Source organism: Ruegeria meonggei, from assembly GCF_042768335.1.
GTDB classification, from domain to species: Bacteria; Pseudomonadota; Alphaproteobacteria; order Rhodobacterales; family Rhodobacteraceae; genus Ruegeria; species Ruegeria meonggei.
In genome coordinates this window covers 1,996,828-2,016,848 of record NZ_JAXHBT010000001.1, presented here as the reverse complement: position 1 = coordinate 2,016,848, position 20,021 = coordinate 1,996,828, and the positions used below count along the sequence as shown (strand labels likewise).

At 52.6% G+C, this 20,021-nt stretch carries 11 protein-coding genes and 1 pseudogene; all 12 read left to right on the top strand.

The genetic code is table 11. The features are described 5' to 3' along the window. The first annotated feature begins 12 nt into the window (after window positions 1-12). The 12 genes and pseudogenes from SJY13_RS09880 to SJY13_RS09825 all read left to right on the top strand — a co-directional run bounded on the left by SJY13_RS09880 (window position 13) and on the right by SJY13_RS09825 (window position 19,989). Window positions 13-3,363, top strand: a complete 3,351-nt coding sequence (locus SJY13_RS09880) for a hypothetical protein (protein WP_377190522.1) — start codon at window positions 13-15, stop codon at window positions 3,361-3,363. A gap of 434 nt (window positions 3,364-3,797) precedes the next feature. After that, window positions 3,798-6,137: a hypothetical protein gene (locus SJY13_RS09875; RefSeq protein WP_377190520.1), complete on the top strand. Its 2,340-nt coding sequence runs from the start codon at window positions 3,798-3,800 to the stop codon at window positions 6,135-6,137. 835 nt (window positions 6,138-6,972) lie between these two features. Further along, window positions 6,973-7,904, top strand: a pseudogene (locus tag SJY13_RS09870) (IS5 family transposase). A 323-nt stretch (window positions 7,905-8,227) separates the two neighbouring features. Further along, complete coding sequence (gene dcm / locus SJY13_RS09865; protein ID WP_377190518.1) at window positions 8,228-9,454, top strand: DNA (cytosine-5-)-methyltransferase; 1,227 nt, start codon at window positions 8,228-8,230, stop codon at window positions 9,452-9,454. A gap of 31 nt (window positions 9,455-9,485) precedes the next feature. Then, entirely contained in the window at window positions 9,486-9,908 is a 423-nt protein-coding gene (locus SJY13_RS09860; RefSeq protein WP_377193599.1) for a very short patch repair endonuclease, read from the top strand. After that, window positions 9,838-11,220 carry an MvaI/BcnI family restriction endonuclease gene (locus SJY13_RS09855; protein WP_377190516.1) on the top strand — a complete coding sequence of 461 codons (1,383 nt, stop codon included), beginning with the start codon at window positions 9,838-9,840 and terminating at the stop codon, window positions 11,218-11,220. Before SJY13_RS09860 ends, SJY13_RS09855 begins: the two co-directional genes overlap by 71 nt. A 274-nt stretch (window positions 11,221-11,494) precedes the next feature. Beyond that, entirely contained in the window at window positions 11,495-12,544 is a 1,050-nt protein-coding gene (locus SJY13_RS09850) for a sugar ABC transporter substrate-binding protein (protein ID WP_377190514.1), read from the top strand. 167 nt (window positions 12,545-12,711) lie between these two features. Beyond that, window positions 12,712-14,244 carry a sugar ABC transporter ATP-binding protein gene (locus tag SJY13_RS09845; protein WP_377190512.1) on the top strand — a complete coding sequence of 511 codons (1,533 nt, stop codon included), beginning with the start codon at window positions 12,712-12,714 and terminating at the stop codon, window positions 14,242-14,244. A gap of 13 nt (window positions 14,245-14,257) precedes the next feature. Further along, entirely contained in the window at window positions 14,258-15,418 is a 1,161-nt protein-coding gene (locus SJY13_RS09840; RefSeq protein WP_377190510.1) for a sugar ABC transporter permease, read from the top strand. Window positions 15,419-15,499: 81 nt separating this feature from the next. Next, the gene (locus SJY13_RS09835; protein ID WP_377190508.1) at window positions 15,500-16,564 is read left to right on the top strand and encodes a substrate-binding domain-containing protein; all 1,065 of its coding nucleotides are present in this window, start codon (window positions 15,500-15,502) and stop codon (window positions 16,562-16,564) included. Between the two features lie 60 nt (window positions 16,565-16,624). Then, entirely contained in the window at window positions 16,625-17,608 is a 984-nt protein-coding gene (locus SJY13_RS09830; protein WP_377190506.1) for a carbohydrate kinase family protein, read from the top strand. A 32-nt stretch (window positions 17,609-17,640) separates the two neighbouring features. Next, complete coding sequence (locus SJY13_RS09825) at window positions 17,641-19,989, top strand: glycoside hydrolase family 65 protein (protein ID WP_377190504.1); 2,349 nt, start codon at window positions 17,641-17,643, stop codon at window positions 19,987-19,989. Window positions 19,990-20,021 lie beyond the last annotated feature (32 nt).

The following is a 20,021-nucleotide window of genomic DNA, read 5'->3' as shown; positions in this document are numbered from 1 at the left end:
GGGGAGTTCGATATGGTACGTGATGAATTTGAAACATTTTTAAAAACTCTGGAAAAGATTATCAATTTTCGAGATGCCAAATTCGAGGCAGGCAGCCCTGAGCAACAGACAATACACCAAGCAAAGGTTGTTCAGAAAATCATCGAAGATCTGCTGCCGGACATCGACGATTTTGACCGTGACTATGAAACGCACAAGAACACCAACGACGAGGTTAATGAGCATCGCGCGAAGATCGAAACCTTGCGACAGCAAATCCAAGCCAGTGCTGATGAACGCGCACGGATACAACGAGACGAACGACAGTTCGAAGAAATCGTTAATGAACATAGGGAGAAGCTGGAATCTGCGCCGGAAACCGAACGCGATGCGCTTACCGAATTGCTGGACAGGGCTCAGGCCGATTTAAGCAATTGCCGACAGACCATCAACGACCTTAACGCAGCGATCAGCGAGGCAAAAACCGGTGGAGCGGCAGTACAAGCAGAATTGGACGCGGCCGAGGCACGCCTGCAAGCGCAGGAACAACGCTACAAGACTGCCCACGAGAAATTCGCAGGCAAAATCCAAGGCCTGATGAATTCGCTGAATGAGCTGTCCGAAAAGATCATACGCGACATCTTTCCAAGCGATGGTGCACGGTTTCTCGTTGAAAACAAATCCAAACTCCCACTGCAAGAGCCGGATGAATTGCTTGAAAAGATTCGGGATTTGAAAAGAGCACCCGAAAAGCCAGAGAGCAACGATACAAGTCTGTTCTTTCGCCTGAATTGCAAGTCATTGGAGGAAGAGCTGCAATCACTAGTGGACCACCTGACGGCAAAACGGGTTGCCGAAGAAATGGACGGCCAAACCTATGTGAATCAACTGCGTGGTAACTTCGGCAGGATCAGCCGGAACGCCGAAACTGCCATAAAAACACTTTCGGAAGAGCAAGAAAAAACACAAAGGGCCGAGGAACACTTGCAGGACTTTCGGAGCTTCGCCGATACGGTGAGGCAAGAATTTTCGGGGTCCGTTGAGCAGTTAAAGGCCGAAGCGGATATTCCTGAAGACAGCGGTAAAAACAAGCACCGTAATGTTGAGCCACAAGAGATTGTGGACCTGTGCAAGAACGGCGCATCCTTTTGCGAGCAGCTCGGTGGTTTTCTACAGAAAAGTGAGGGCAACCTCAAAAGCCTGCAAAACGACTTCTGCAGCGCCCCAAATCAAGATGCCGCTGAACAGCAGTCACGCCTCGTTTCGCAAGCGATCGAACGCAGTCCACTTCTACGGCTATACCCTATGTTTGTGGCCGCAGCTTTCACGATACTTGTGAAAGGCATTCTAGCGCGCAACAATGCAGAATTACTGCATGATAATTCAATTACGATCCTAGTTATAAGCTTTGTCGCGAGCTGGGCCTTTTCGATCTGGGTGGGCTTTTCATCACGTAGGAAGAAGATGACGTCACTGCGTACGCACACGGCGCGTCAAATTCGACACATCATCACGCCACACAGGTCTGATCCGCAGATAACGAACTTAACCTTAAAAACCGTGAAACGGCTAGTTTCATGGATCAAAAGATCGGTGGCGAAATCGTTTCAGATGCTTCTGGACAGACGCTTGATGGATGAAGCTGTGAAGTTCCCTTCAATAGAATACGGAGCGAACTCTGCGGGCAACAAGGACCAATCTGTATTTCAGTGGAGAAATGAGAACTTCCAGCGAACTGCTATTGTTGTTGCGCTCAACTTCGCCGTCTTGGCGATACCATCTGCAGTTTTTTTCGGATGGGATCGTATTCTCGGCAATACAGTTTCGGATGACATGGAGCACCGATTGTTTGTGGCACGTTTACCTGAGGCACCTCCATGTGTTTTGGCAAGGGGCCGTCTGGTTTTTGCGACGAAAGCCGATTACTTCATCCGCGACTTAGCGCCATCCGCGATAAGCCGAGCGGGATGGATACAGCAGATATTCCCTGAAATCGGTGCTCAAGTTGTGCCTCGGGATCTGGTGATCCGTGTTATCCCCACTAACCACGCGGATGACGATCATGGCTTGCTGGATTGCACGGCAACAGATCCCAATCACAATACCTTGCGTATCCATCACGCGGGCAAGGTTCTTGATGCGCTGGGTGAAGAAGAAGTGCATCAAGAGATATTCTCAGGCCTTCAGAAAATTGCTGAAAATCTGAGCGGGGCATCAACTGCCGTTTGGTCCCCCGAGACGGACCCTGAGATTGCAGAAGCGCGCGACGAGATGGAAGAGTTGTTGGCCGTGACCGACCCAATTGAGTTCGATGGCCTTCGTTTCGTTGCTGCCTTTGGCCGCATTCAACAGTCCCTGGCGGAAAAGCTTGTGATTGCCGAAAAACTGTCGATAGCGGATACTATGCGCCTGACATGGCCAAGGACAAACTCGCTCACTCCGTCGACTAAATTCCCGAACCCATTACAGGTGGACTTGCTCGATCAGGACGAGCTCGAGGCGCTAACTGACCTGGTGGCCAGGATTGCAGCGTCAAACGAGAAACTGGCGCAGCTTATCGAACAAGAAATACCGCTGGGGAACAGCCCGGCAGCGGTTGTCCTGCCTATCCTGCATGAGCTGCAAGAAAATACACCATCCTCAGAGGTTCAACCCAGCACTTGGATAACCAACCTTCTCCTGCCCAATGGCGCACCCGCCGGGAAAGGTTGGCCGGATACACTGATTTTGCCCTTCTTCAACGATGAAGTGAAATTCACGGAACCGAAAGACATCAAAGCTTATGATGATAATCCCCTGAAAATGGCCTTTGTCTTTGGTGCGCGAAAATCGAATTTCAAAGATCCGGCGCTGGGGTCAGAAAAGGAAGGCACCTATTTCAGCCGCATCGCCAAGCATCTGGGCCAATGCCTGAAAAGTAATGGTGATCGCAACTTGGGCAGTGACGATGCCGAACTGACTTTGGACATCATTGGGCTGGCCAGCCGCACCTGGAAAGACAAGAACCCGACGCATTCCAAAGAACAGTTGAATCTTGCTTTGGCCGAAGGCCGCCGGGCAGTCACCCTGCTCAAGCTGATCGATGCGATTTCCGACAAGGAAGTCCAGAACCGAATTCATATCATGAGCAGCAACAGCCCAACAGACACCCTGAGCCTTGCCCAAATCTCAGACATGTTAACCGGAGAACCCGAGGACTGGTTTGATCGGCGCTTGGAATTCGATCGTTTCTCGACACATGAAGAACATGCGAAAACCCGGTCCAACTTCATTACGCCATCCGCCTCACGAGGCGACGACCGGCTACCGCTCGAAGAGCTCTTTGCGCGCTCCGTTGTCGTGAAGGTCGAACGTGTGAGAGGCGGACCATGTGCGGATATTTGACAGGCTGGCAGACGGTTTCAGAAAACGAACTGCAAAATATTCTGTTTAGTTGGAGCAATTCCGCCAGCCCAACGTATTAAGTGGCCAATCCCCAGAGTTGTCGAAACGAAAAGGCTTCGAGAGCTGTTTGCCTTTTTCTAACGTGTTTCTGACTTTGCTACTTATGAGGGTTACTGCGGCCAAGGTGAAGGATTTAGGTCTCTTGGTGTCACGTATTTTCTCCTTTGAAAAAACTAACCATGCCTGGAATGTTTGCCTTCATTATGGGCGCAAACGGATAACCGAGGAAGGCTGCAGCCGGCTGGAATGATGATAATTGCGTTGGCGTAATTTTTTTGGAATGAGATAATATTAAGTTCACATTTGTGTAGAGTTTTTTGCCTGCTTTGTTTAGAATTTGAATCATTATTTAGTTAATTGACAGTAGGTGAAGCATGTCGACTAAAAAGACCTCACCAGACCATTTGGTTCTTTGCGTGCATGGGATTGGAAACCAACTGCCGGGCGATACAGTCGGCGATGTGCTGAGCGGTGCTCTGGAAGAGCATAATCGGAATGGTAAGCCGCCGGCGATTGCTGACGAAACTATCGTGAACCTGTTTGAAACGCACTTTGCAGAATATGATGGTTTGTCGGTCATGGAAGAACGCACCTATCCGGGCGGCAAAAAGCAAAAGGTGCAAACCCCAATTCATGTTCGCCCAAAAGGCAAAGATCCTCGGCGTGAAGGGATTCAAAAGAAATTTCCGATGCACGTCAAGCGCATACGCGAGCAGGACACCCAAACAAGCGAAGTAAAAACGGTCATGGCCGAGGTCTACTGGGCCGACATTTCGCCTGAGCCTAAGGGCGCATTTGCAACGATCTTTGATCTGATCAAGGTCTTGATGTCGATCGGTTACTTAGCGCTCGACAACGCAGCCAATACCGGCGCTCCCGGCGGTTATCGTTTCGTCACATGGTTTCTGTGGGCGTTGATCGGCGGGGTCGTTGCGCTCAACGCGGCGTTGTTAATGGGCGTTCTGGTGCTTCTGCTTGAAGGCTCTCTGGTCGATTTCAACGAGATCCAGGCGGAAGGCTTCATGGGTTCTTGGGTTCAGCCACGTCTCGCTCAGGCAATTGCCGGGGTTGCGGTCGTGGCCCTCGTACTCGGATTTATTTGCAATCGGCGAAAGGTGGAAGACCCCTTATGGAAATGGTTCGGGTACTGTACAGTCGTGCTGATGGTGCTTGGGTTGATTGGGTTGTTCATCCTGCCCGCAGCAGAAGCCGTCGTTGCCGCCACGGGCATGCTGACGATTCTTTTCGGTCGTGTAATTGGTCATACGCGATGGGAACTAAGCCTATGGCGTCAATTTGGCGTTGGGACGGGCACGTGGGGTTTGTTAATCTTGTTCTTCGTTCCATTTCTGCCCGAGGCCACTTTGGCTAGTTCTGTTTGCTCGATGGATAACAGCACGTTTTGCAATCTTATTACTTCTGACCAATTTAGCGGCGAAGCAAACCAGTTGCTTTTTTTCATTGGCTGTCTGATGTTGCTACTTTCGGTCCTTTGGGGGCTATCGGTGTTGCTGTGCCTTTTTGTTTACGTAGCTTGGGCGCGCGACCGCAGCGATATTCAGGACTCTGCGCCCTCTCAGCAACGCCGAATATATGCCCCAATCTGTTCCGCGCTATTGTTGCTTTGGATGATTGCGGCCTCGTCCTTTTGGGTGGCCATTCAGAATGCAACCGACAACCTCCGCGCCAAGACGCTCGACGCAGAGCACCTTATAGACATAGAAGAAGGCCTGCCTGAGACAATCACAGTCGCAAGCCACAGTTACGGTCCAGATAGGGTATTACCCGAAGCCTTCGTGGCAATCGTCGAAATGATAACTCCTACTATGGCAATTGGGGTGGCTTTCCTTCTAATTTTGTTTGTTTGTGGAATTTACGTTTTGGTTCAGCGGGCGCTGAGCAGGGATGTTTTGTTTGAGGCCACAACCGCGGAGCCGTCGGTCGGGCGGGTGCTGCTGAACGGGCTCTTTCAAGGAGTTTTTGCGGCTTCAACTCTGGCGTTTGCAACCATGCTGGCGCTTCGGGTTTTTGATGTGAATCTCAGCTGGATGAGCGATGGTGTCATCGGCAAAGTTTTCTTACCTTTTGTGCCGGCATTTTTGTTGGGTTTGGCGTTGGTGGTTTACCAGATGCGCGATCTGGTCGCGGGTGGATTGGGTGTGTTTCGGGACATTGTGGTTTACGCGAACAACAACGCATTGGATTTGTCGTTTGATGCCGAGAATGATCTGCTGAATTTTCCTGCTCGCAGGCAGATAGAAGGTCGGTTTGAGCGTGTCTGCGAGTTCATGATGGGTCGAGTTAAGCCCAAACACGTTACTATTATCTGCCATTCGCAGGGAACAGTGGTGGCAACACGCGCGCTCAGACGGTTACTGGCCGATGATCTGTTCGAAGATTGCGAGGTTACTTTGGTCACAATGGGTTCACCGGTCACGCATCTCTATCGCAAGTATTTTCCTAGAGCTTTTCAAATTGAACCGGGAGACTTCCACAACGCAGGTAAGCCGATAAATTGGTACAATATCGGGCGAACTGATGACTTTGTTGGTACCTATATTGAGAAGCTCGACGAACTTAACGGGCTTGAACAGGCGCCGGTTAGCAAGTCAAAGAGGAACCTCTTGGTCCCGGCAGGCGGACATCCTGGCTATTTCACCGATCCATACGTGTGGCAACATTTTTCCACCAAGATAGGGTTTAACTTGCTGTAACCAAATTGCCCCGACCGAAACACAGATATGTCAGTTTGGGGTTGGCACGGAGTGAGCCCAGCTTGCGGAGAACGCCGTGTGATCCATTAAAATGAAACATAACCATCCGGCGACTAAGATGAACGGTTGGCCAAAGCAAATGTATCTCAAGAGGCCTCTTTGATTTGGCAGCCTTGGACCTGCCGACGATACTTACCATCCGTCGGACAAGCACATCTCTCCGGGTAACTTTGATGTGACGTTGCGCTACAAAACTACCTAAAGGATGTCTGTTACTCGGACTGGATTGGATGGCTGCTTAGCCATTAACATCCCAAGGCGCCAAAAGTCGCTTGACACCAACTGTACAGAAGAACCCAATTAGCGGTGGATTAACTATCATACACGGTTGAAAAAACCTGAAGTCTTCTTCGATTACCGAATGAGTTTGCATATCGCTCCCGAAAATGGGGTGCTTTAATCCCTAATTCAAAGCGAACACATGAGAAAAGAAAGTTTATTTTTGTATTGAAAGAGTTGGAGATTTTTTGCTTCAGGGTAGTCAGTCAACTTAAGTTTTTCTGTAAGATCACTAAATCTTAATCGACGTTAATAAGTGAGGCATTTTGGGCGATGAATCCAAGAAAATTGACAGGAATTTCTTTGTCGGTTCGATGATAGTAAAATGAACTAAGTGGGTTAACTGATGGGGTAATCTGTATTTAATATTTGTAACGTCTGTTATTGCGACCGCAAGTCTAACAAAAAAGATTTACGGAAAGCTATTTTGCGGGGCTTTGTTGCACAAATCACGCCGGGGATTCACTCTATGAATCCATCGTGATAGCCGGGAGGCATGAGCAGTTGGGCCCTTACGAAGTACAAGACCAGGAACTGGCCTTCGTACAACACAGCGCTGAAGCAACGCGGATCGCTGTCGATTTGGTTTGATCCGGAGATGGTCTGGACGCCGCCGCCAACCGGCAAGCGTGGGCGGCAGCAACAATTCAGCGAAGCCGCGATCCAGACCTGCCTGACGCTGAAGGTGCTGTTTAGCGTGCCGCTCCGGCAGACTACGGGGTTCGTCGAGAGCTTGCTACGGCGGGTTGGGCTGGATTGGACCGTTCCGGATTTCAGCACCTTGTGCCGCCGCCAGAAGACACTGAACGTGAACCTGTCCTATCGCGGCAGCACCGGCCCGCTAAACCTCTTGATTGACAGCACGGGTATCAAGGCAGAGGGCGAAGGCGAGTGGAACGCCCGCAAACATGGTGGCCCTAAACGCCGGATATGGCGTAAGATACACATAGGGATCGACGAGGAAACGCTGGAAGTGCGGGCGGTCGAGGTCACCACCAGCAATGTCGGCGATGCGCCTATGTTGCCAGAATTGCTGACCAAATCCCACCCGATCAGGCCGTCGGATCAGTGACTGCAGATGGGGCCTACGACACCCGAAAATGCCACGACGCGATTGCCGCCCGCGGCGCTCATGCCGTCATCCCTCCACGGAAGAATGCAAAACCGTGGAAACCCACGAGCGCCGGGGCCATCGCCCGAAGCGAGGCCGTCAATGCCTCGCGATACCTCGGTCGGGCTATCTGGCGGCGATGGAGCGGATATCACCGCCGGAGCCGGGTCGAGACCAAGATGCATTGCGTGAAGTTGCTGGGGCAAAACCTCATGGCCCGGGACTTCGACCGCCAGGTCGCAGAGATCCAAGTCCGCGTTGCCGTGCTCAATCGCTACACCACGCTTGGCATACCCATCACAGAGGCCGTAGGATAAGTCTGTCCGGGGAAAGGGGAAGTCCGACCACACCCCGATTTGTGCAACAAAGCCGTTGCCTGCCTGAATGTACCGCCCGCTGAGGTGGGTGGAAATCCGAAATTTGGCCTTTAGCGGGCTTCACAGAATCCCTTCGGGCGCCCCGGAAATTGATTTCCCCCGGAACCGTCAGGCCTTCAGTTCAGTCCCTCAGAGAAACGGAACTATCAGGGCCTGGATAGAGTATATCTTAACTGAATTTACACCACATGTCCGCATTTTGTTCTTGTCTGGCGGGCAGACGCCCGCCATAGTGTCAGAAAAATACCCGGGCGCGAGCGGACATGACAGACTTTGAGATTCTTCTGAAAAAAGCAGGTTATTCGGTGCCGGAAGCGGCAAAGCACCTCGACTATTCAGAGGGTCACATCTACCGCTGGATCCGCGGCGAAGAAAAGCCGCGCGACAGCGTCACCCGCCTTCTCGAACTTGAAATTGAAGCCCGCCGTCCGGTTCACGGCGCGGGGGATTTCAGCTTCATTGATCTCTTTGCCGGTATCGGCGGCCTGCGCAAAGCCATGGAAGGTGCTGGCGGGCGCTGCGTGTTTACATCGGAATGGGATAAATACGCTCAGCAAACCTATCTGGCGAATTTTGCCGATAACCGGCCGATCGCCGGTGATATCCGTGAGGTTGATGCTGCCGCCATCCCGGATCATGACGTCCTCGTAGCCGGATTTCCGTGCCAGCCATTTTCCATCGCAGGGGTTTCCAAGAAAAATGCTCTTGGTCGCGCGCACGGATTTGACGACGAAACTCAGGGCACGCTGTTCTTTGACGTAATTCGGATACTGAAACACCACCGCCCGGCAGCTTTCCTGCTGGAAAATGTCAAAAACCTCAAAAGCCATGACAAAGGCAAAACCTTTGATGTGATCCGTCGCAAACTGACGGAAGAGCTGGGCTACACGCTGCACACACAGATCATCGATGCTGCGCATTTTGTGCCGCAGCATCGTCAGCGCATTGTGATGGTTGGGTTCCGCACCGAGGTCCCCTTCAGTTTCGAAGATCTGATCATTCCACCTCGCGGCCACAAACGTATGAGGGATATTTTCCACCCGGAAAACGGAACCGAAGCACCCGAAGGTCATTTCACAGTTGGCCCCGACGCCGTGGTCAGCGACAAATACACGCTGACGGACAAGCTCTGGGTCTACCTTCAGGGCTATGCTGCAAAACACAAAGCTGCCGGAAACGGATTTGGTTATGGTTTAGTGGACGGCGACAGCATTTCACGGACGCTTTCCGCCCGATACTATAAAGACGGTTCCGAAATCCTTGTCAGCCGCGGCGAAGGTAACAATCCGAGGCGCCTGACACCCCGGGAATGCGCGCGTCTGATGGGGTACAGCGAGGACTTCCGGATTCCAGTCTCTGACACCCAAGCTTATAAGCAGTTCGGGAACTCTGTTGCCGTTCCTGTCTTCGCAGAGGTTGCACGGATCATACGACCGCATATCCTGGCGCTGACGGGGAAACAGGCGGAGGCCGCGCGCAAAATTGGCTGATGTACATGATGAGGCGACCCGCAGCCGCAATATGGCAGCGATCAGGGGCGCTGACACTAAGCCTGAAATGGTCATCCGCCGCGGGCTCCATGCCCGCGGTTTTCGTTTCCGGCTGCACGACCGGAGACTGCCCGGCCGACCCGATCTTGTCTTTGCTAAGTACAACGCGGTGATTTTCGTAAACGGGTGTTTCTGGCACGGTCATGACTGCAGCCTTTTTAAATGGCCCAAAACCCGCGAAGAATTCTGGCGCGATAAGATCGCAGGAAACCGCCGCCGGGATGAACAGTCCAGGCAGGCGCTTCTGGGCGCCGGGTGGAGGATTGCATCCGTCTGGGAGTGCGCCCTTAAGGGACGCGACAGACTTCCCGGGGAAGACCTGATTGACAACATCGCCACATGGTTGTCCTCTGACCGGAAAGAAACATCTTTCCGGGGCAAAGACACTGTCTGACAATCTGACATTATTGCTGGACCGCATGGCTGCTGCCGGTGCAACGTCATTCTACGCAAAGCGTCTTGCGCCGAATGACAATTCCAAAAACCAGATTTATCTCGGCGGGGGCTTCGAAGCGCTCAACACTGTTCCTCATGGCGCGATAGAAACCGACAACACGTCAAAGGCAGGCAGCGTGAGGGACCGGGCAAAAGCACCGGTGTGGTTTTTCTGGCTGGACGCACAAGGTCTGTCCCCGGCACCTGACGTTCAGCTGATCCTCTATCCGAAGTACCCTGAAGTCCGTATCTCCGGGTTCCTCAAAGGCACAGAACGAGCGCCTTCGGATCTGCTGCGGTCACGCGATCCGGGCAGGGTCCTTTTCATTGGCACCTGCCCGGACGGTCGCGTTTTTGGTGCTGCCGCGGGATGGTCTGATCCCATCGTGACAGCGCTCGATGCCGCAGAGCCTCTTGAAACCACCGGTGTTTTTCTGAACCTGACCGGGTTGCGAACCGGGATAACAGACACGCGTAAGGCGCTCATCAACCGGCTCAGGGAAATCTACCAGGCCGGATGGATAGCATCCAAAAAACTTGGTCCGAAAGGACCTCAGCCCTATCAGGCACAAAACGGGGGCGGATACACGCTTGAGGCGGAACTTGGCATCACCCCGAATGGTAATGCGGATCCCGATTACCTTGGCTGGGAGATCAAGCAGTACGGAGTGCGCGACTTCATCAGGTTTGCTCCCAAAAGCGCGGTCACGCTAATGACACCTGAGCCAACAGCCGGATATTACCGAGTGGCCGGGCCTGATGCATTCGTCCGACGTTTTGGCTACCCTGATCAGTCCGGCAAAATCGACCGGATCAACTTTGGTGGCGCTTACGCAATCGGAAAAGAGGCGAACGGGCTCACGGGGCTGAGCCTTGCCCTCAGCGGCTATGACGCCACTCGAGGCAAGATTACCGATATGGACGGTGGAATTCATCTTATCGATGCTGACGGAACCCGAGCGGCGACCTGGGCCTTCGAGGGACTGATTTCACACTGGAACAGAAAGCATGGGCGCGCCTGCTACGTCCCGTCGATCCGCCAAGGGCCTCCTATTGATTACCAGTACGGCAGTCGTATCGAAATGTGCGAGGGAACGGACTTCTTTCTGTTTCTCAAGGCGGTTTCAGAAGGTGTCGTTTATTACGACCCGGCACTGAAACTCGAAGGGGCAAAGTCCGCCAAACCAGCACTCAAGCGGAGAAGCCAGTTTCGGGTGCGGCACCAGGCGTTGGCGGGGCTTTATCGAAAGTTTGAACTGGAAATGCTGTAATGAGGCGGAGAGATCGACGGCGGGAAGCGGAAGTTCGCTGCATTCGCAAAAAAATCATTCACGGTCTCGGTTAGCGGCCATTCAACGGCGCTCTGAATAAGTATTCATTCTAAATATACAAATTCTGAGCCCATTTTACGGTGCTACGTTAGCGTTATCGCTTTGAGATTGACGCTTATTCTCACCGGTTAACCGGCATCCAGCACAATTCGCGAAGCATTTCGTGGTGCCGTCCCAAATGGCCGGTAGCCAAGGAACATACACTGGAGGAATTATGTCCCTATTGCAGACCATAACCCGTAGAGCTGTCCTGCTTTCTGTTGCCGCCGTCGCATTGACCGCGGGAACCGCAAATGCAGGCGATGTAAAAATTGGGTTCCTGCTGAAAACCATGCAGGAAGAACGCTACAAGCGTGACCGCGCTGCATTTACTGCGAAAGCAGAGGAGTTGGGTGCTGAAGTCATCTTTGATTCAGCAAACAATGATGAACTGACCCAGCTTGCGAAATTCGAAAACATGCTTGCCAAGGGTGCAGAGGTTATTGTGTTGCAGCCTGTGAATACTGGTACTGCCGGAAGCATGGTCAGCATGGCCAACAGCGAGGGCGTCCGCGTCGTTGGGTATGACTCAATGTTGGTGGATGGGCCGTTGGATGCGATGGTTATGCAGGACAGCTGGGCTGTCGGTCGCTTGCAGGGCGAAGCCATGGTTGAATGGCTCACCGACAAGAACGGAGAGGTTTCCGGAAAGATCGCTCTAATTCAAGGCCAGCCTGGCGACTCCAACGCTATTGCCATGAGCAGCGGCGTTCTGGAAATCGTCGAGGCCAATCCAGGATTGGAACTGGTGACCAACCAAGCACATGAAGGGTGGTCGTCGGAAAAGGCCATGGCAACTGCTGAAAACACGCTGACCTCAAACAGCAACGGCATTGATGCCTTTATCGCCAACAACAGTGGCATGGCCCGAGGTGTTATCGCGGCGCTGGAAGCACAGGGTCTGGCGTCATCAGATAAGGTGTTTGTCGCTGGTTCTGACGCCGATCTGGCCAATATCCAATACGTAGCGCAAGGCAAGCAGGCGGTTGAAATTTGGAAGCAGATCGATCCGCTGGCCGAAACTGCGGCAGAAGTGGCCGTGGCATTGGCAAAGAACCCGGACACGGCACCGGCTGACTTGGTTGAAGTCGACAAGGTCATCAACAACGGCTTTGCGGATGTGCCGACGATCGTGACCCCGATCACGCTTGTGACACAGGGCAACATCGATGACACCATCATCGCTGGCGGCTTCTATTCCAAGGAAGAAGTCTACGGGAACTGATCCCCGGGTCTGTTTCCTGAAGGAGGGCGTTTCGCCATTTAGCTCCCAATGCGTGTACTCCCCGCGCGCGGTTTCATGGTGCCCTCCTTCCTTAGATACCTCGGTCAAAGTTGCCGCGCAGGGTGGGGATTGTCTGAAACACCTTTCTGAATGTGATGGGAAAAAGCATGTCTGAAGTCGTCCTGAAAATGCAGGGTATCATCAAGGATTTTCCCGGTGTTCGCGCCCTGAACAATGTCAACTTCGAAGCCCGCTCTGGCGAACTTCTGGCGTTAATGGGGGAAAACGGAGCGGGCAAATCCACGTTGATGAAAGTGCTCAGTGGGGTTTGGCCCTATCCAACCTACGAAGGCGATATCTATTTGCGGGGCGAAAGGGTTCGCTTTGCCAACACCAAGGAAGCCGAAGCCGCCGGAATTGGCATCATCTATCAGGAACTCAATCTGATCCCCGGCTTATCCGTTGCGGAAAACATATTTCTTGATCGCCAGTTCACTGATTCCAAAGGCCGGATCAATTGGAACCAGACCTTTGCGGAAACACAGAAGCTGTTGACCGAGTTGGGTATCAATGACATTCGACCGACCGATCTGGTGCAGAACATCACCGTGGGCAAGCAGCAAATGGTCGAGATCGCCAAGGCTCTGTCCCTAAAGGCGGAAATCCTTGTGCTGGATGAACCGACCTCTGCCCTTACGGACAAGGAAGTCAAAGATCTTTTCCGCATCATCCGCAAGCTGAAGGCAGATGGTGTCTGCATGTGCTACATCTCGCACAAAATGGAAGAGATTGAGCAGATTGCCGACCGGATTGCAGTTCTGCGTGATGGTCAAACCATCGGTGAAGTTACTCCGATCGCAGATATCACTCTTGATCAAATCATTGCCCGAATGGTTGGCCGCGATATCAAAGACATGTTCCCCAAGGTCGATTTCACCCCAGGTGAAGTGACCCTGGAAGTTAACGATCTGTCTGTCACGAACCCCGATATGCCGGGGAGTTATTTGGTTAAGAATGCCAGCTTTGTTGCCCGCAAGGGTGAAATTCTGGGTATCTCGGGGCTGATGGGCGCGGGTCGAACCGAATTGGTTGGTGGCGTGTTCGGTGCCTACCCGGACCAGACCACGGGCGAGGTTAAGCTGAACGGGCAGAAGCTGGAGATCAAATCGCCGAAAGACGCGATTGAAGCCGGCATTGCCTTGCTGACCGAAGATCGCAAGGCACTGGGTCTGTTTCTGGACAAGTCAATTTCGTTCAACACGACGATTTCGTCGCTTGAGACGATCAGCTCGAAAGTTCTGGGCATCATCAACACTCAGCAGGAGCGCAAAGTCGTCAAGGAATATGTCGATCAGCTGGGCGTCAAAACACCATCGATTGATACCGTCATCGGTACGCTTAGCGGGGGTAACCAGCAAAAGGTCATTTTGGGTAAATGGCTGAATTCCAAGCCGGATGTGTTCATCCTGGATGAGCCCACGCGCGGGATCGATATCGGCGCCAAGGTTGAGATTTACAAGCTGCTGAACGAGTTGGTTCAGCAAGGCGTGACCGTCATCATGATTTCATCTGAGCTGCCTGAGGTTTTGGGCATGTGCGATCGGATTCTGGTGATGTGCGAAGGCGAGATTGTGTCGAACTTTGAACGGGACGACGCAAAGAAAGAAGCAATCATGGCGTATGCCACCGGCAGCGCATAAGGGAGGAAACAAAATGAGTGCTGACAGCAACGTTGCAGGTGTTGGCGTCAACGGCGCCAAGGAAAACCACCTGATAAACTTTATCAAGGACAACGCGACGCTGATTGCGCTGATCGTGCTGGTCATCGGGCTTAGCTTTGCCGATGATGCGTTCTTTACCGCGCGCAACCTCAGCAACCTGTCCCGTCAGGTGACCATCATCGGGATCATTGCCGTAGGTATGACCATGGTCATCCTGATTGCAGGTATCGACCTTTCCGTGGGCTCTGTCGTCGGTTTATCGGCGGTCGTATGTACGCTGATGATGCAATACGGCGTGCCAACTGTTCTGGCGGTTCCGGCAACTCTGTTGGTCGTAGGCGTTGGTATAGGCGCGTGGAACGGGTTTTGGATAGCCAAGTTCAACATACCACCCTTCATCATAACCCTTGGAATGCTGACCATCGCACGTGGTTTGGCACTAACCCTGACCAATGGCAGTTCTGTACCGGTAACGAGTGATGTGTTTCCGCTGATCGGTGGCGCCTATATCCCACCGATGATGTCCAGTATTGTTCTAATCGTGTGTGCTGCGCTTGCTGTCTTTTCAATCTTCCGGGACGTTCAGCAAAGCAAGGCACACGGCGTCGAAGTCAACATGCAGGAACTGCTTGTCAATGGTGCCGTCATGATTGGTGGCTTTGCATTGGCTTTCCACGTGTTCACCAGCTACAAGGGTATTCCCGTCCCTGTAGCGATATTTGCGGTCATCGCGTTTGCCGGGATCTACACGCTCAACAGCACTCGTTTTGGTCGCCGTCTCTATGCGCTTGGCGGAAACGAGGATGCGGCACGCCTGTCAGGCATCAACGTCGTGCGTACCAAGATGATTGTCTACACAGTCATCTCGGTCCTGGCGGCACTGGCCGGGATTATCCTCGCCTCGCGTCTGAATGGTGCATCCCCCAATCTGGGAACCATGTTCGAACTCGACGCGATTGCTGCGGTTGTCATCGGCGGCACAAGTCTGGCGGGTGGCTCGGGTAAGGTCAGCGGTACCATTATTGGTGCATTGCTGATCGGGGTTCTGAACAACGGTATGAGTTTGCTTGGGGTGGTCACGTTCTATCAGTTGATCATCAAAGGCCTGATCATCATCCTCGCCGTGTGGTTCGACGTGATGCAGAAAAAGTAGCTCGATACAGCCCCCGGTCATCTGTGCCGGGGGCATCAAGCAACATTCCTGAAATCTTGTATGAAAATTGGGAGGTGAGCGATGGTACCGTCCATTTTAGCAACCTTACGCACAAATGGCCTCAGAGCTTTGGGTTTGGCCGGCATTCTATCGGTATCGCTACCTATTATCGCGGCAGCGCAAGATGTTACAATCGGATTCCTGCTCAAGACCATGCAGGAAGAAAGATATCAGACTGACAAATCCTTGTTCACTGCACGTGCGGAATCCCAAGGGGCAAACGTGATCTTCGACAGCAGTGGCAATGATCCATTGCGGCAGTTGCAGCAGGTCGAGGAAATGCTGGATCTGGGAGTGGACGTTTTGGTTCTGCAACCCGTCAATACCGCGACTGCTGGCGCTCTTGTTGATCTGGCCCACGATCAAGGCGTCAAAGTAGTCGGATATGACTCAATGCTGCAGGGCGGACCGCTTGACGTCATGGTTATGCAGGACAGCTGGGCCGTAGGGAAGTTGCAGGCTGAGGCCATGGTCGACTGGCTGAACGCTACCCGCGGTGAGGTGACGGGCCGCGTCGTCCTGATCCGGGGTCAACCCGGCGACGCCAATGCCAAAGCACTGAGCAGCGGCGTGCTTAAGGTCATCGCTGATCATCCGGGGTTGGAACTTGTCGCTGATCGAAGTCACGTTGACTGGTCTTCAGATATGGCGCGAGATACCACCGAAAATCTGCTGGTTGAATATGACAACGATATCGATGCGTTTATCGCGAATAACAGCGGGCTTGCCTTCGGTGTTCTAGCGGCATTGTCGGACGAGGATTTGGGCTCGACAGACCAGGTTTTTGTCGCCGGATCAGATGCCGACTTGAGAAATGTCAGGATGGTTGCCACTGACGTACAGGCGCTGGAAATCTGGAAGCAGATAAAGCCGCTGGCCTATCGGGCGGCCGATATCGCCGTCAAGATTGCACAATCTCCGGACGAGGAAATCACTGACCTGATTGGTGAACATACACTGATAGACAACGGCTTCGCTGAAATCCCGACGGTGATCACACCTGTCCTTGCAGTGACGAAAGACTCGATCGACGCCACCGTAGTCGAAGGTGGGTTCTATACCAGCGAGCAAATCTATCAGAACTGAAGCTGCTATAGTGGCGGTGACATCAGCCGGAAAAGCAGAGAAAACAAGTAAGGGACCAAAATGTCGGACAAGATAAATGTCGCAGTGCTTGGCCCGATCCCAAGGGATAATATCACCAGCCATCAGGGTGAAAAATTCAAAAAATTTGGTTGCGCGGTCTATACGGCAGTCTGCATGTCCTCTCTGGCTGGGCAAGGGTCGAGGATAAATGTGGTCAGCCACGTGCGAAAGTCAGACGTCGATAGCGTCCAAAGATTGCTGTCCGAATTTCCCTATCTGGATGTCAGACATGTTTCCGCCGATGCGGATCAGGGGGCCGTGATTGATCTGGTCTATGTAGACCAGAACCGGCGCAACGAAAAGCAAACGGGTTTTATGAATCCGATCTTGCCAGAGGACATTGAAGACTTGATGGATTGCGATGCCTTCGTTTTTGTTCCGATAACCGACTTTGAGGTGCCACTGGAGACAATCCGTTATATCAAGGCCAATAGCGATGGTCTGGTTGTGTTTGATGCGCATGGCCCCACCAGCGGTTGCTCAGCGCATGGCGAGCGGTATCATAAATTCTGGATCGACCGGGATCGGTGGCTTCCGCATATAGATTTGCTGAAGATGAACCTGGAAGAAGCTCAATGCAGTTGGTTCAAGGGTGAATACGGTTCAGATGAGCTGCAGGATATAAGCGAACTGACGATGGACCAGCTGCCCAAGTTTGCGCGCCATTGTCTGGATCTTGGCGTCAAAGCGCTCTACGTCACGCTGGATCAACATGGATGCGCCGTCTACCACAAAGATGAGACCGGCCGGATGCGTGAACATTTGGTCAAACGAGTGCTTGTCGAGGATGTGGTCGACACCACCGGTTGCGGCGACAGTTTCGCCGGTGGATTGGCCTTTGGTTACCTTAAGACCAGAGACTTCGTCAAAGCCTGCCAGTATGGCAATTGCGCCGGGGCGCAGCGCTGCTCGAGTAGCGAGCTGGATGTCTACGGATCGCTGGAAGAAACAGAACTTCAGATTGTCGAAACCTACGGCGACTGAACTTTCCGAAACATCACCGAATGGAGCCTGACATGCAGACAATGCTGAGCAGTAGTGATTGGCTGATCGAAGAAACCCAATTCAACTTGGATGAAGCGAACTTCAAGGAGACCATTTTCACGGTGGGCAACGGTTATCAGGGCACACGCGGATCGCTGGAAGAGGGCCACAAAGGAGAGCTGTCTGGCACCTATCTGGCAGGTGTATACGATCACCATGACTCGACTGTGATCGATCAGGTCAATGTTCCTACCTGGTTGCCACTTCGGGTTCGCGTGGAAGGTGAGGCTCTGGATGTCCAGACGTGCAAAGTTGTCGAACATAAGCGCGTATTGGATCTGCAGACCGGTTTTTTGCATCGCGAAACCGTTTTTGAAGACAGTACGGGCCGTCGCACTCGCATCAACAGCATCCGGTTTGCCAGTTTTGCCGATCAGCACATCTGCGGCATTCGTCTGATCGTCACGCAAGAGAACCATTCGTCCAAGATCACTGTCGAAAGCGCGCTTGATTCTCATCGATACAATCTGGACCGCCTGCCAGCATATCAGGGAAACCCTGTCTTCCTTCCCGAGGTCAAATGGGAGAAGTGGGCCAAAAGCCGGCACCTGAAGGTCACTCAGTCACATGCAAGCAGCGATGCGTCCTACATCGAAGCTCTGACTCTGGACACCGGCATTACGATTGGCATGGCGTCTGCCTTGGATAGTCCTTCCTTCAGCGAGTTCAAAGGTGCAAACCGTGATTATGAGCAGGTTTCGCAAGCCGTTTCAGTTGATGCGCTCAACGGACAAAGTCTGACATTCGAAAAGCTGGTGTCGATTTACACGTCACGAGACCTGAACGGTGCAGAGGTGGCGGCAAAATGCGAAGCGTCGCTAGAGACAGCACAAGCCAAGGGATTCTCAACCTGTCTGAGCGAAAGCGCAGCAGCTTGGCGAGCGAAATGGGACACCTGTGATTGCGTGGTGACGGGTGATCCTGAAGCGACGCGAGCAATGCGTTTCAATATCTATCATCTGCTGATTGCCGCCAACGAAAACGACCCACGCGCGAACATCGGCGCCAAGTCCATGTCTGGCGAAGGGTATAAAGGTCACGTTTTCTGGGACACCGAAATTTTCCTGCTACCGTTTTACATCTTCACACAGCCGGAGACGGCCAAAGCGCTTCTGAAATACCGTTACAACACTTTGAAGGGCGCGATTGAAAATGCCCTAATGAACGGATTCGAGGGCGCCCAATACGCTTGGGAATCCGCTGATACCGGGGTGGAGACAACGCCAAAATGGACGGCGGACGGTGCGAACCGGATTTGGACCGGGGAAGAAGAAATCCACGTCACCGCTTGTGTCGCTTATGGGATCCTCAGCTACGTTGCGGCGACGGGTGATCACGAATTCCTTCGTGATTTTGGGGCTGAAGTTTTGTATCAGACCAGCCGGTTCTGGATCAGTCGACTGGAATGGAACGAAAACAAGGATCGGTATGAGCTTACCAACGTAATCGGGCCGGACGAGTTTCATGAACATGTCGACAACAACACGTTCACCAACCGAATGGCGAAGTGGCATCTTGAGCAATCGGCACGTGTTTTCAGAGAGCTCAGTGAAAGTTCGTCTGAGGTTCATGACGAATTGCGGATTCGGTTGGATTTGACTGGAAAAGAAGTGGATCACTGGCTGGAAACGGCCGAAAAAATCTTTGTTCCTTTCGATCCGTCCCGCAATCTGATCGAACAGTTCGAAGGGTACTTCCAGCTTAAGGACATCCCAATCACCGAATGGGACAAGAACCGTATGCCCGTTTATCCAGAGGGGCATAACCATTTCTCATTGAACGGCTCAATGCTGCTAAAGCAACCAGATGTGATTATGTTGAACTATCTCTTGCCAGACGAGTTTTCAGACGAAGTTAAAGCGGCGAACTATGCGTTTTACGAAAAACGCACCATGCACAAATCGTCGCTCAGTCCGGCTATTCACTCGATTATGGGGATCGAAGTCGGCGACATTTCTTCGGCACATCATTATTTTGAACGTTCGGCCTTTGTTGATCTGGTCAACAATCAAGGCAACACGCAGGACGGGATGCATATTGCATCGGCAGGTGGCACTTGGCAGTCGCTTGTGTGTGGATTTGGCGGGTTCCGGGTCAAGCATGGGAAAATGACGTTCAAACCCTGGCTGCCCGAAGCATGGTCTGCCATCCGGTTCAACCTGAAGTGGCAGGGAAATGACGTCGAGGTTGCGATTTCCCATGATGAGTGCCGGTTTCGGTTCATTGCTCCATCCGACAGGCGAGAAGAGATCGAAGTAATGGGCCACCCTGTTACTTTGATCGCCGGAGAAGACGTTGTTTTCGCACCGCAGCCAGCGTGACAATTACCGTTTTTGACTCCATCGGCACCAGA

Bases quoted from the DNA above. Each gene is read 5' to 3' on its own strand.
- SJY13_RS09880 (WP_377190522.1), top strand. From the start codon at position 13: ATGGTACGTGATGAATTTGAAACATTTTTAAAAACTCTGGAAAAGATT.
- SJY13_RS09875 (WP_377190520.1), top strand. From the start codon at position 3,798: ATGTCGACTAAAAAGACCTCACCAGACCATTTGGTTCTTTGCGTGCAT.
- dcm (WP_377190518.1), top strand. From the start codon at position 8,228: ATGACAGACTTTGAGATTCTTCTGAAAAAAGCAGGTTATTCGGTGCCG.
- SJY13_RS09860 (WP_377193599.1), top strand. From the start codon at position 9,486: ATGGCAGCGATCAGGGGCGCTGACACTAAGCCTGAAATGGTCATCCGC.
- SJY13_RS09850 (WP_377190514.1), top strand. From the start codon at position 11,495: ATGTCCCTATTGCAGACCATAACCCGTAGAGCTGTCCTGCTTTCTGTT.
- SJY13_RS09845 (WP_377190512.1), top strand. From the start codon at position 12,712: ATGTCTGAAGTCGTCCTGAAAATGCAGGGTATCATCAAGGATTTTCCC.
- SJY13_RS09840 (WP_377190510.1), top strand. From the start codon at position 14,258: ATGAGTGCTGACAGCAACGTTGCAGGTGTTGGCGTCAACGGCGCCAAG.
- SJY13_RS09835 (WP_377190508.1), top strand. From the start codon at position 15,500: ATGGTACCGTCCATTTTAGCAACCTTACGCACAAATGGCCTCAGAGCT.
- SJY13_RS09830 (WP_377190506.1), top strand. From the start codon at position 16,625: ATGTCGGACAAGATAAATGTCGCAGTGCTTGGCCCGATCCCAAGGGAT.
- SJY13_RS09825 (WP_377190504.1), top strand. From the start codon at position 17,641: ATGCAGACAATGCTGAGCAGTAGTGATTGGCTGATCGAAGAAACCCAA.